The sequence below is a fragment of the Rhodococcus sp. FW305-130 genome, assembly GCF_058788335.1.
Window position 1 is genome coordinate 55,410 of sequence record NZ_JBYTAP010000013.1, and the last position, 12,843, is coordinate 68,252.

Annotated in this window: 8 protein-coding genes; 7 read left to right on the forward strand and 1 reads right to left on the reverse strand. The window is 64.0% G+C overall.

Features of this window, described 5'->3' with window-relative positions:
- The first annotated feature begins 21 nt into the window (after positions 1-21).
- Both AC3WQS_RS29595 and AC3WQS_RS29600 read left to right on the forward strand, forming a co-directional pair.
- Complete coding sequence (locus tag AC3WQS_RS29595) at positions 22-711, forward strand: GNAT family N-acetyltransferase (RefSeq protein ID WP_020970188.1); 690 nt, start codon at positions 22-24, stop codon at positions 709-711.
- A gap of 35 nt (positions 712-746) precedes the next feature.
- Positions 747-1,781 carry a glutathione S-transferase family protein gene (locus AC3WQS_RS29600; protein ID WP_020970189.1) on the forward strand — a complete coding sequence of 345 codons (1,035 nt, stop codon included), beginning with the start codon at positions 747-749 and terminating at the stop codon, positions 1,779-1,781.
- Positions 1,782-1,791: 10 nt separating this feature from the next.
- On the opposite strand, the gene AC3WQS_RS29605 is transcribed toward AC3WQS_RS29600, so the two are convergent.
- Positions 1,792-2,202 (reverse strand): VOC family protein, encoded by a 411-nt coding sequence (locus AC3WQS_RS29605; RefSeq protein ID WP_019749325.1) that lies wholly within the window; start codon positions 2,200-2,202, stop codon positions 1,792-1,794.
- A gap of 154 nt (positions 2,203-2,356) precedes the next feature.
- Here AC3WQS_RS29605 and AC3WQS_RS29610 point away from each other — a divergent pair, with 154 nt between their 5' ends.
- The 5 genes from AC3WQS_RS29610 to AC3WQS_RS29630 all read left to right on the forward strand — a co-directional run bounded on the left by AC3WQS_RS29610 (position 2,357) and on the right by AC3WQS_RS29630 (position 12,729).
- On the forward strand, positions 2,357-3,106 hold the full coding sequence (locus AC3WQS_RS29610) for a hypothetical protein (RefSeq protein WP_492713261.1): 750 nt from the start codon (positions 2,357-2,359) through the stop codon (positions 3,104-3,106).
- Positions 3,107-3,174: 68 nt separating this feature from the next.
- Positions 3,175-4,176, forward strand: coding sequence for an ABC transporter ATP-binding protein (locus AC3WQS_RS29615; protein ID WP_020723663.1), 1,002 nt, complete (start codon positions 3,175-3,177; stop codon positions 4,174-4,176).
- The gene (locus tag AC3WQS_RS29620; protein WP_019749328.1) at positions 4,173-4,946 is read left to right on the forward strand and encodes an ABC transporter permease; all 774 of its coding nucleotides are present in this window, start codon (positions 4,173-4,175) and stop codon (positions 4,944-4,946) included. The genes AC3WQS_RS29615 and AC3WQS_RS29620 overlap by 4 nt, the downstream gene beginning before the upstream one ends.
- A gap of 36 nt (positions 4,947-4,982) precedes the next feature.
- Positions 4,983-8,792, forward strand: a complete 3,810-nt coding sequence (locus AC3WQS_RS29625; protein WP_492713262.1) for an ABC transporter ATP-binding protein — start codon at positions 4,983-4,985, stop codon at positions 8,790-8,792.
- 175 nt (positions 8,793-8,967) lie between these two features.
- Entirely contained in the window at positions 8,968-12,729 is a 3,762-nt protein-coding gene (locus tag AC3WQS_RS29630; protein WP_019749330.1) for a multifunctional oxoglutarate decarboxylase/oxoglutarate dehydrogenase thiamine pyrophosphate-binding subunit/dihydrolipoyllysine-residue succinyltransferase subunit, read from the forward strand.
- Positions 12,730-12,843 lie beyond the last annotated feature (114 nt).

Here is a 12,843-nt window from a genome sequence, read left to right on the forward strand (position 1 = left end):
AATCGGACTAGCCTGTAGCGAGTGGACGATCATCACCTCGACATCATCCGACTTGCCTGGGCGCGTGAGCTGGGACTCGGCGACTCGGCACTGCGTCCGGCGCACACGGCCCGGGTCGTCGGCGACGACATCCACGTTCTCGATCTGGCAGGCTCCGGTGCGATCGTCGGGCCACAGTGGTTCATCGAGCGCACAGAGGACATCTCCGTCGACGCACTACTGCAACCGGCGCGTCTCCTCGAGATCGCCGGCGATCACGGCGGCCGAATCACCGGTCCCGTCGATCTCGCTTTCCTCGGCGACTACACGGACGCGCCACCCGACGAGCAACTGCTGATTTCCCACGAGGTCGACGACGCCCTCGCCGTCGCTGCGCTGTGCCCACCCGACGACAGCACCACGGCCGACCTCGAGAACCGGACGCGGTGGTTCACCGCCGTCACCGATTCCACCGAGGTGCTCGGATGCGCGGCGTACTCCGAATTTCAGGGATTCGTGGCAGATCTCACGACCCTGACTGCTCCTGCGCATCGCCGTCACGGAATCGGCTGCGCAGTAACGCTTCTCGCTGCGGAGGACGCTCTCGATTCCGGGTTGATCCCCCAGCTACGCACGAGTCGCGGCAGCGCGATCGCCGCGACGCTTCCACGTAAAGCCAAATTCGACGTTCTGGGGGCATACGCTCGGGTACACGTGCACCTGCCCAGTTGACACTCGAAATGACACTCGAACGAGAGGGACCGCAGATGAGTACGGAAGACGGCGCGAGCGAACCGACATTCGTCGAAGAGGGTCGTGAATTCAAACGCGACACCAACTACATCCCGACCCGGATCACCGAGGACGGTCGCGACGGTTACCCCGTCGAACCGGGGCGATACCGGTTGATCGTGGCACGTGCCTGCCCGTGGGCAAACCGCGCCATCATCGTCCGCCGTCTGCTCGGCCTCGAAGACGTACTGTCGATGGGCATCTGCGGTCCGGTTCACGACAAGCGAAGCTGGACTTTCGATCTCGACCCGGGCGGCGTCGATCCCGTACTGAAGATCCCGCGACTACAGGACGCGTACTTCGCCCGAGATCCCGAATACCCCAGGGGAATCACGGTGCCCGCCATGGTGGAGATCGCGACGGGCAAGGTGGTCACGAACGACTACCCACAGATCACCCTCGACTTCTCGACGCAATGGAAGAAGTACCACCGCGAAGGCGCACCGGATCTGTACCCGGAGCCTCTGCGAAACGAAATCGACGAAGTGGCCGAGTACGTGTTCCGCGACGTCAACAACGGCGTCTACCGCTGCGGTTTCGCAGGTTCACAGCAGGCGTACGACGAGGCATACGACACGCTGTTCGCCCGCCTCGACTGGCTCACCGAACGTCTTGCCCGGCAACGCTTCCTGGTGGGAGACACCATCACCGAGGCCGATGTGCGCCTGTTCACCACGCTGGTGCGATTCGATCCCGTCTATCACGGCCACTTCAAGTGCAACAGAAGCAAACTCAGCGAGATGCCGGTGCTGTGGGACTACGCACGCGATCTGTTCCAGACTCCCGGATTCGGTGACACCATCGACTTCACACAGATCAAAGCGCACTACTACATCGTGCATTCCGAGATCAATCCCTCCGGAATCGTGCCCAAGGGACCGGAATTGACGCACTGGCTCGAACCGCACGGCCGCGAACAGTTGGGTGGCCGACCGTTCGGGGACGGCACACCGCCTCACCCGCCCATCCCGTCGGAAGTGGTTCCAGCAGAGCACTGGGCCACCAGATAGGTCGCGGCGGCTACTCCCCTGCGTACGTGCCGAAACTCCAGTACACACCTTCGGGATCACGGCAGGTGAACCCCCGCGAACCGTAGTCCTCGTCGCGCAATCCCTGCGTGATCGTGGCGCCCGCCGCGACAGCGCGTTCGTGGAGTGCATCAGCTGCGTCCGCGTCGTCCACGACGATGTATACCGAACCGATTCCAGGCGGCAGGCCGGCGATCGCCGAATCGGTGCGCGGCGAACCCAGCATGATGCCGCCACCGCCCGGCCAGTCGAGTTGGGCGTGGTCCACCACGTCTCCCTCGCCGTAGACGACCTTCTCCACGAAACCGAAGGTGCTCACCAGAAAGTGGATTGCAGCCCGGGCGTCGAGGTAGCGCAGTGTCGGCCAGATGGTCGTCGAACGAGATTCCGAAGTGGCGGTCATAACACTCGAACTCCTGCCTGGGAAAACTCACGAAGAAAACCGAGTCTCGTACGAGCCTATGGCCCCTGCGATCACCGCCGCTACCGAAAACTTCACCTATTCTCGAGATACGGTCCACCTCGCTTCAGAGGAAGACAACTGTGGAGGGGCAGCAATGAGCAAGTCGAAGAACAACGACAGCGGGCGTATCGAGAAGGTCCTCGTTTCCGTTCTCGACAACGGAAGCCGCCTGCAAGCGCCCGCAGTGGCCAAATACGTCAACCACGTCCGTAAAGCGCACCCCGACGAGTCACCTGCTCAGATCGTCGAGCGGATGGAAAAGATGTTCATTCTCGCCGTGACCGGAAGCGGCAGCGCCGTCGGTGCCACGGCCGCGGTGCCGGGCGTCGGAACAGTCGCGTCCATCGCTGCAGTCGGTGCGGAATCGGCTTTCTTCCTCGAAGCGTCGGCGCTGCTCACATTGGCAATCGCGTCTGTGCACGGAATCTCCGTGCAGGATCATCAGCAACGACGCGCCCTGGTCCTGGCAGTCGCACTCGGCGAATCCGGCATGGAGATCGTCCAGAAGGCCACCGGAATCACGGCCAAGAACTGGGGAACGGCAATCACGAGCAAGATTCCCGGACCCACGATGAGGGGAATGAACAGCACCCTCGTGCGGAAATTCGTGACCAAGTACGCCGCCAAGCGCAGCGCACTGATCCTCGGCAAGCTCGTTCCCGCCGGAATCGGTGCGGTCATCGGCGGTGCGGGTAACCGAGCCATCGGCAAGGGCGTCGTCAAGAATGCGCGCGAAGCCTTCGGACCCGCACCGGCCAGGTGGACCGATCACCTGATCGTGATGCCTGCCGACGATGCCGCAGTGCTTCCCCAGACGGAGTCACGCCGGGCCATCCGCAGATAGCCGTCCGGGCCGTAGGCTCGCATCACGTATTCGCCGCCGACCCGGGAGCAGCATTGACGAACACCGCAATGGGATCCTTCTCTGCCCCCATCGAGATTCGTGGGTTGACGAAGACGTTCAAGGCGGCGCGCGCGGTCAACGACCTGAGCTTCGACGTTCAGGCGGGCTCGATCACCGGGTTTCTCGGCCCGAACGGTTCGGGCAAGACGACCACGTTGCGGATGCTCCTCGGACTGGTGTCACCGACGTCGGGATCGGCCACGATCAACGGCACTCCGATGCGTTTGCTGCCCAACCCGGCCCGGACCGTCGGCGCAGTACTCGACGTCGGCAGTCTCCATCCGAAACGAACGGCGCTCGGACACCTCGAGATCTACGCGGCCGCTATCGGCATGCCGACTCAGCGCGCAGCGCAGGTTCTGGACATGGTCGGTCTGAGTTCGGTCGGAGCCCACAAGACCGGCACCTTCTCACTCGGGATGCGCCAACGCCTGATCCTTGCCACCGCGATGCTCGGTGATCCCGAGATCCTCGTCCTCGACGAACCCGCGAACGGACTCGACCCCGAAGGCATGGCGTGGCTACGTCAGTTCCTGCAGACCTTCGCCGGTTCCGGCCGAACGGTTCTGATCTCGAGCCACGCGCTTCGTGAAGTGGAAGCGACCGTCGACAGCGTGGTCATCGTCAGCGCCGGCTCACTCGTCTACCAAGGGACCATGGACGAACTTCGTCGCTCCCAGCGCAGTCGACTGCTCGTCTCGTGTTCCAACCCAGCGCTCCTCGCCACGGCATTGGCCGCTCGCGGAATCATCGACGCCCAGATCACGCAGGACGGACGGCTCGCCGTGGGCGGCACCGACACGTCGGTGCTCCCACCGGTGGCATCCGCCGCCGGTGTCACGATCTTCGGTGTCGCGACCGAAGGCGCAGATCTCGAGCAACTGTTCCTCGCGATGACAACACCGCAGTACGCGGTTCCCCAGGTCGGATACCACCGCCCACCCGGTCCCGGTTCCGGACCGGGCTATTACGGCCCTGCCGCATACGGACCTTCCGGAGGACACAGATGACCACGCTCGTGCGCGCGGAGACACTCAAAGTTCTCACCTTGCGCTACTGGTGGGCACTGGCCATCGCACCGGTGGTCGTGGCCGTGCTGATTGCTGCCTCGACTCGGACGTTCGTCGAAGTTGTAGCCGATTCGGCCGACACCACTTTCGACGTCGATGTCGTGTCCACCGGCGTCAGCCTCGGTGTCTCCAACACGCTTGTCCTGGTGTTCGCGGCCGTCTTCGGAGCGCTCACCGCCGGATCCGAATTCGGCTACAAGACTCTCACCACAACGTTCCTCACAGCTCGCGGCCGCGACGGAGTTCTCGGCGCAAAGCTTGCCGTCGTCGCGGTATTCGCCGTCGGCTACGCACTGGCGGTCGAAGTAGTCAGCATCGGCGCGATGTTGCTCTTCGGCCGGGACTTCAGCTTCACCACCGATCTCTTCGCCATCTGCGCCGCAGGCATTCTGGCGTGTGCGCTGTGGGCACTACTCGGCGCTGGGGTGGCCCTGCTCACCGGTTCGTCGATGGCCGGTGCCCTCTCGGTCATCCTGTGGTTCGTCTTCGGTGAATGGATCGTCCGCGCCGTGCTGCTCGCGATGGATCTCGGTGGGATCGGGGCCGCGCTTCCGGTATCGGCCACGATCGGCACGATCGTCAATGCGGCCCCGTCGATCGACGTCGACGCGTTTGCGTCCTGGCCGAGCGGCCCGATGATGCTGGCCGCTTGGGTAGTTCTGTTCTGTGGGCTCGGTTGGCTACGGACCAGGACCCGCGACATCACCTGAAAAAGCTGTCTGGGGCCGGGTCTACCGTGGATCTCGATGAACACGATCAACACGGACAGTCCGGTAGCTGGAGAGGTGGATCGAGCTTCGGGCTGGATCCGCCGCTTGGCCCACGCATGCTGGTTGCATCGAAGAGTTGCGATCGGCGCGCTACTCGTTACGGTCATCGCCTCTGCGATCGACATCTCGTTTCCTCTCCTGACCCGCTATGCGCTCGACGCCGCAAGCCAGGAGAACCCGGGCAAGGTGATCGGGTTCGTCGCGTTGGCGATCGCGTTGCTCGCGATCGTCCGCTTCGCGTGCCAGTACGGCCGACGGATGCTTGCCGGCCGACTCTCGCTCGACGTTCAACACGACTTGCGGCTCGCCCTGCTCGGTTCGCTGCAACGCCTCGACGGACGAGGGCAGGATCAGATCCGCACAGGCCAGGTGGTCTCCCGGTCCATCACGGATCTGCAGCTCGTCCAGGGTTTGCTCGCGATGGTGCCGATGTCCGCGGGAGCGCTCCTGCAATTCGTGCTGGCGATCGGCATCATGGCGTGGCTCTCGCCGCTGTTGACTCTCGTCGCTGTCGCCGTCATCCCAGCAGTAGGGCTGGTGGTGTTCCTGATGCGACCGATGCTCTTCGCCGCAACATGGTCCGCGCAGCAGCGTGCCGCCGACCTCGCCCAACACGTCGAGGAAACCGTCACCGGCGTTCGCGTCGTCAAGGGATTCGGGCAGGAACAACGAGCCGTCGACCAGCTGGAGAAACATAGCCGCACGCTGTACTCCGAGCGCCTTCGCGCCGCGTGGTTGAACGCGAAATTCGCGCCAACCATGGCCGCCTTGCCCCAGCTCGGGCAGGTGGGAGTGATCGCTCTCGGCGGGTATCTCGCACTGCACGACAAGATCACCGTGGGAACGTTTCTCGCGTTCGCCACCTACATCGTGACGATGACCGGAGTCACCCGAACTCTGTCGTCGGTCATCGTCATGGCGCAGCTGGCGCGCGCCGCTGTAGAGCGTGTCTACGACGTCATCAACGCTCAGCCGGACATCGCCGATCCAGACCATCCGGTGGACCTGCCCGACGGTCCTCTCGGAGTCACCTTCGACGACGTGGCATTCGGATTCGACACCGAACGCGACGTCCTGACCGGGCTGAACCTCCGCATAGAACCGGGCGAGACCGTCGCCGTCGTGGGTCCGGCCGCGTCGGGCAAGACCGCGTTGTCCTTGCTTCTCCCGCGGTTCTACGCACCGACTTCGGGTGCGGTGACAGTCGATACCGCCGGCGAGACGTTCCCCATCGGCGAACTGCGCAGTGAGCAGCTTCGTGCCGCCGTCAGCCTCGTCTTCGACGAGCCCTTCCTGTTCTCGGACACCATTGCCGCCAACATCGCACTTGGCCGCGAGGACGCCTCCGACGAGGACATCCGCGACGCAGCAGCACTGGCACAGGCAGATTCGTTCATCGAGGCACTCCCGGACGGATACGACACCGTTGTCGGTGAACGAGGTCTGACGCTGTCGGGCGGCCAGCGTCAGCGCATCGCACTTGCCCGGGCACTGCTCGTCGACCCACGGATCCTGGTCCTCGACGACGCGACCTCCGCAGTCGATGCGGCTACCGAAGCCGCGATCTTCGACGCGTTCCGGGCCAGACGGCGCCAGACCACGCTCATCCTCGCTCACCGGCGGTCCACCCTGACGCTCGCAGACCGGGTCGCGGTTCTCGACGGCGGACGGATCATCGACTCCGGAACCGTGGACGAACTGGAAGCGCGATGTCCGCTCTTTCGTGCCCTGTTCTCCTCGCCGCCGGAACTACCGGCCGAACTCGACGACGTCGACTCCGATGCTTTCGGACGTGACCGCAGCGAGCCGACAACCGAGCAGTTGTGGCCGCAGGCACCGGAATCCGAAGCCGACAGCACAGCCGCTACGACGCAGGGTGCGGGCGGACCGATGGCCGGAGCGCTCAGCGGAATCGCGGTGACGCCGTCCCTGCGGGCAGCAGTCGACGCTCTCCCACCCGCACGCGAAGACCCCGGAATCGCTCCTGAGAGCCTGCGCGAATCGAATCCACAGTTCTCACTCCGACAGATCTTGAGGCCGGTCCGCTGGGTTCTACTGGCGGTTGTCGTGTGCCTTGCCCTGGACTCCGCAGCGGCGATCGCATTTCCCTCCCTCGTCAGATACGCGATCGACCACGGAGTCGTGACCGCGGACAGCAGCACGCTCTGGATAGCGACGGCATTCGGCGCGCTCCTGGTCGCAGCGGACTGGGTCGTCGTCGCGGTCATGACGGTGCTCACCGCCCGGGCCGGCGAACGCGTGTTGTTCGGGCTCCGCGTACGCAGCTATGCACACCTACAGCGTCTGGGTCTGGACTACTACGAACGTGAATTGTCCGGGCGCATCATGACGCGCATGACCACCGACGTCGACGCGCTGTCGTCGTTCATCCAAACCGGCATGTCGACGGCGATCGTGAGCGTTCTGACCGTCGGCGGAATTTCGATCGCACTCCTGGCGACCGACGTGACGCTCGGACTGGTGGCACTGGCCGTCATCCCACCGCTCGTGGTTGCGACCGTGATCTTCCGCAAGATCTCCTCGGTTGCCTACAGCCAGTCCCGCGAACGGATCTCGCTCGTCAATGCCGACTTCCAGGAGAACATCGCCGGTCTGCGAGCGGCTCAGGCCTACCGCCGCGAAGAAGGTGCGGCGCGTAGGTTCGCAGAACGCTCCGAAAGCTACCGCCGATCGCGGATGCGGTCGCAGCGAGCCATTTCGATCTACTTCCCGTTCATCTCGTTCCTGTCCGACCTCGCGTTGGCCGCAGTGGTGTTCGTCGGCGCGCACCAGATCGCCAACGGGTCGACGTCGCCCGGCGTACTGATCGCGTTCGTGCTCTACCTCGGCCTGCTGTTCGGACCGATTCAGCAACTCTCACAAGTGTTCGATGGTTACCAACAGGCAAACGTCGGATTGCAACGAATCGGTGACCTTCTGCGTACTCGGAGTTCGATCGAAACAGCCGACAGCGAGGATCTGATCGCGATCTCCGGACGGCTCGACGGCGCCGTTTATCTCGACGGGGTCGGGTTCCGGTACTCCGGTGCGGACGTCGACGCCCTCTCCGATTTCGATCTGCAGATTCCGCCGGGCACGACGGTTGCCCTCGTCGGCAGAACTGGTGCCGGGAAGTCGACGGTGGTGAAGTTGCTCGCCCGCTTCTACGACCCGACGTCCGGATCCGTCGACGTGGACGGAACCGACATCCGGAACTTCCACCTCTCGCAGTACCGACGTCGCCTCGGCGTGGTCCCGCAAGAGGCGCATCTGTTCACCGGCACGGTCGCCGACAACATCGCGTACGGGAGGCCGTCGGCGTCGCACGCGGAGATCGAGGAAGCGGCGCGTTCCGTCGGCGCACTGAATTCGATAGCCGACATGCGTGGAGGCATGAATCATCCCGTCGGCGAGCGCGGTCAGGGGCTCTCGGCAGGCCAACGCCAACTGATCGCATTGGCCCGTGCCGAACTGGTCGACCCGGACCTTCTGCTCCTCGACGAGGCGACCGCGACGCTCGATCCCGCGACCGAACGAATGGTGCTCGAAGCAAGTCGGTCGGTCACCCGGAAACGGACTTCCGTCGTCGTAGCTCACCGCCTCGCGACAGCTGCCCGAGCGGACCTCGTTGTCGTAGTTGACCGGGGACGTATCGTTGAATACGGCCCGCACGATGTTCTGCGGTATGCCGGTGGTCACTACTCGGGACTCTGGGATGCATCGCAGGCGCGTGAGGGGAATAATCTGACGTCGAGAACTGTCATCGAAGGCAACCCCGTCGCGTGACAGTCGGCACGGATTTGTACCGCCGAGAGGTAGTGCGCGATCGCAAGATCACGGACTTCCGTGAGACAGCTCACAAATTGTGTGCCGCACAATTGCTCGTCACACGCTCGGGCTAATCTCACATATATAGGCGCTCTGATCGGGTACCGAAATAGAAACGAGGCGAACACCTGCCGTGAGCAGCAGTTCTACATCCCAATTCGGACAGAACCAGTGGCTGGTTGACGAGATGTACCAACGCTTCCAGGACGATCCGTCGTCCGTGGATCCCAGTTGGCACGAATTCTTGACCGATTACTCGCCGGACTCGGCGAACACGGGAGGTGGAAACGGGACTGCCTCGAACGGCAACGCGGCTGCACCCGCCGCTGTTGTAGCTCCGCCTGCTGCTCCCAAGGCCACGCCTCCCGCCCCCAAGACCGCACCTCCTGCGCCGCCTGCCAAGGCTGCCGCACCGGCCCCCGCGAAGACGGCAGCGCCCGCCGCGAAGGCCGCCCCGGCCAAGCCTGCAGCAGCCAAGCCCGCGGCCGCACCCGCGAAGCCCGCTCCCGCCGGCGGAGCCGAGGAAACCAAGGTTCTCCGCGGCGCCGCAGCAGCGGTCGTCAAGAACATGTCGCTCTCGCTCGAGATTCCGACAGCAACCAGCGTGCGTGCCATCCCCGCGAAGCTGATGTTCGACAACCGCATCGTCATCAACAACCACCTCGCCCGTACCCGCGGCGGCAAGATCTCGTTCACCCACCTCCTGGGTTACGCGATCGTCCAGGCAGTCAACGCGTTCCCCAACATGAACCGGCACTTCGCCGAAATCGACGGCAAGCCGAACGCGGTCACGCCCGAGCACACCAATCTCGGACTCGCGATCGACCTTCCCGGCAAGGACGGCAACCGCTCACTGGTTGTTGCCGCCATCCGGAACACCGAGTCGATGAACTTCGTCCAGTTCCACGCGGCGTACGAGGACATCGTCCGACGCGCCCGTGAAGGCAAGCTCACCGGCGAAGACTTCACCGGCGTCACCATTTCGCTGACCAACCCGGGCGGCATCGGCACGGTTCACTCCGTTCCTCGCCTGATGAAGGGCCAGGGCGCCATCATCGGTGCCGGCGCGATGGAATACCCCGCCGAGTTCCAGGGCGCCAGCGACGAGAAGCTGGCCGAGATGGGCGTCGGCAAGTTGATGACCCTCACCTCGACCTACGATCACCGCATCATCCAGGGTGCCGAGTCGGGCGATTTCCTGCGCACGATCCACAACCTGCTGATCAGCGACGAGTTCTACGACGAGATCTTCCACGCGCTCGGCAACCCGTACGAGCCGGTGCGTTGGCGCAAGGACGTGCCGGAAGGCGCTGTCGACAAGAACACCCGTGTTCTCGAACTGATCGCTGCATACCGTGACCGCGGCCACCTCATGGCCGACACGGACCCGTTGCAGTTCGTCAAGGACAAGTTCCACAGCCACCCCGACCTCGACGTCATCAGCCACGGCCTGACGCTGTGGGATCTGGACCGCGAGTTCAAGGTCGGCGGCTTCCACGGCCAAGAGAAGATGAAGCTGCGCGACGTGTTGAGCGTGCTGCGCGACGCGTACTGCCGCCACGTCGGCGTCGAGTACACGCACATCCTCGAGACGGATCAGCGTCAGTGGATCCAGGACCGCGTCGAGGGCCATCACGCCAAGCCTTCGGTCGCTCAGCAGAAGTACATCCTGAGCAAGCTCAACGCCGCCGAGGCCTTCGAGACGTTCCTGCAGACCAAGTACGTCGGCCAGAAGCGCTTCTCGCTCGAAGGCGCCGAAGCCGTCATCCCGATGATGGACGCCGTGATCGACCAGGCCGCCGAGCACCAGCTCGACGAGGTCGTCATCGGAATGCCGCACCGTGGCCGTCTCAACGTGCTTGCCAACATCGTCGGCAAGCCGTACTCCAAGATCTTCACGGAGTTCGAGGGCAACATGAACCCGGCAGCCGCTCACGGCTCCGGCGACGTGAAGTACCACCTGGGCGCCAGCGGAACGTACATCCAGATGTTCGGTGACAACGACATCGCTGTCTCCTTGACCGCCAACCCGTCTCACCTCGAGGCCGTCGACCCGGTTCTCGAAGGCCTGGTCCGCGCAAAGCAGGACATCCTCGACAAGGGCGAAGAAGGCTTCACCGTCCTGCCGCTCATGCTGCACGGTGACGCTGCATTCGCCGGTCAGGGCGTTGTCGCCGAGACGCTGAACCTCTCGCTGCTTCGCGGCTACCGCACCGGCGGCACCGTACACATCGTCGTGAACAACCAGGTCGGCTTCACCACCGCTCCGGAACATTCACGCTCGTCCGAGTACTGCACCGACGTCGCGAAGATGATCGCCGCACCGGTCTTCCACGTCAACGGCGACGACCCCGAGGCGTGCGTCTGGGTTGCTCAGCTGGCCGTCGACTTCCGTGAGAAGTTCGGCAAGGACGTCGTCATCGACCTCATCTGCTACCGCCGCCGCGGTCACAACGAGGGCGACGATCCGTCGATGACCCAGCCGGCGATGTACGACGTCATCGACACCAAGCGCAGCGTTCGTAAGAGCTACACCGAGTCCCTCATCGGCCGCGGTGACATCTCGCTCAAGGAAGCCGAAGACGCACTTCGCGACTACCAGGGCCAGCTCGAACGGGTCTTTAACGAGGTCCGTGAACTCGAGAAGTTCCAGCCCGAACCGTCCGAGTCCGTCGAACTCGACCAGACTCCCCCGGCTCGCCTGACCACGGCTGTCGCTCCCGAGGTCCTCGAGCGCATCGGTGATGCGTTCGTCAACGTCCCCGACGGCTTCACCGTTCACCCGCGCGTCAAGCCGGTTGCCGAGAAGCGCCGCGAGATGGCCCGTGAGGGACATGTCGACTGGGCGTTCGCAGAATTGCTCGCGTTCGGCTCGTTGGCCGAGCAGGGTGCCTTGATCCGTCTCGCGGGTCAGGACTCCAAGCGTGGAACGTTCACGCAGCGTCACTCGGTCCTCATCGACCGCAAGACCGGCAACGAGTACAGCCCGATCGCCAAGATCGCTGCCGACGCCGAAAACGGCGGCAAGTTCATGGTCTACGACTCCGCACTCACCGAGTACGCAGGTCTGGGCTTCGAGTACGGCTACTCGGTGGGTAACCCCGACGCTCTGGTCCTGTGGGAAGCGCAGTTCGGTGACTTCGTCAACGGCGCGCAGACCATCATCGACGAGTTCATCTCTTCAGGTGAGGCCAAGTGGGGTCAGCTCTCCGACGTCGTGCTGCTCCTGCCACACGGTCACGAGGGTCAGGGTCCGGACCACACCTCCGGTCGCATCGAGCGTTTCCTTCAGCTGTGTGCAGAAGGCTCGATGACCGTTGCGGTTCCGTCGACTCCGGCCAGCTACTTCCACCTGCTGCGTCGCCATCACCTCGACGGCATCCGCCGTCCGCTGGTGGTCTTCACGCCCAAGTCGATGCTGCGTAACAAGGCTGCAGTCAGCAACGTCGAGGACTTCACGACGGGCAAGTTCCGTTCGGTCTTCGAGGAGCCTGCATTCGAGAGCGGCGAAAGCGCCCGCGAATCGGTCAAGCGGGTTCTGCTGGTCAGCGGCAAGCTGTACTGGGAGCTTCTGGCGAAGAAGCACAAGGACGAGCGTGACGACATCGCAATCGTGCGCATGGAGCAGCTCTACCCCGTGCCGAAGCGTCGTCTCAAGGAGACCCTGGACCGTTACCCGAATGCGGATCAGTTCCGTTGGGTTCAGGAAGAGCCCGCAAACCAGGGTGCGTGGCCGTTCCTCGGACTGGCTCTGCCGGATCTTCTGCCGGAGACCTTGACCGGCATCAAGCGCATCTCGCGTCGTCCGATGTCCGCTCCCTCTTCGGGATCGAGCAAGGTGCACGCGGTGGAGCAGCAGGAGATCTTGGACGAGGCGTTCCTGCCGACCAACTGAGCAGTGGCGTTCCTGCCGACCAACTGAGCAGTGGCGTTCCTGCCGACCAAGTAAGCAGTGGCAGTACCCAAAGGCCGGGCCCCACATTCCGCAAGGAGTGTGGGGCCCGGCCTT

What these genes read in the sequence shown, in the direction of transcription:
- AC3WQS_RS29600 (WP_020970189.1), top strand. Translation starts at nt 747, where the DNA reads ATGAGTACGGAAGACGGCGCGAGCGAACCGACATTCGTCGAAGAGGGT.
- AC3WQS_RS29605 (WP_019749325.1), bottom strand. Translation starts at nt 2,202, where the DNA reads ATGACCGCCACTTCGGAATCTCGTTCGACGACCATCTGGCCGACACTG.
- AC3WQS_RS29610 (WP_492713261.1), top strand. Translation starts at nt 2,357, where the DNA reads ATGAGCAAGTCGAAGAACAACGACAGCGGGCGTATCGAGAAGGTCCTC.
- AC3WQS_RS29615 (WP_020723663.1), top strand. Translation starts at nt 3,175, where the DNA reads ATGGGATCCTTCTCTGCCCCCATCGAGATTCGTGGGTTGACGAAGACG.
- AC3WQS_RS29620 (WP_019749328.1), top strand. Translation starts at nt 4,173, where the DNA reads ATGACCACGCTCGTGCGCGCGGAGACACTCAAAGTTCTCACCTTGCGC.
- AC3WQS_RS29625 (WP_492713262.1), top strand. Translation starts at nt 4,983, where the DNA reads ATGAACACGATCAACACGGACAGTCCGGTAGCTGGAGAGGTGGATCGA.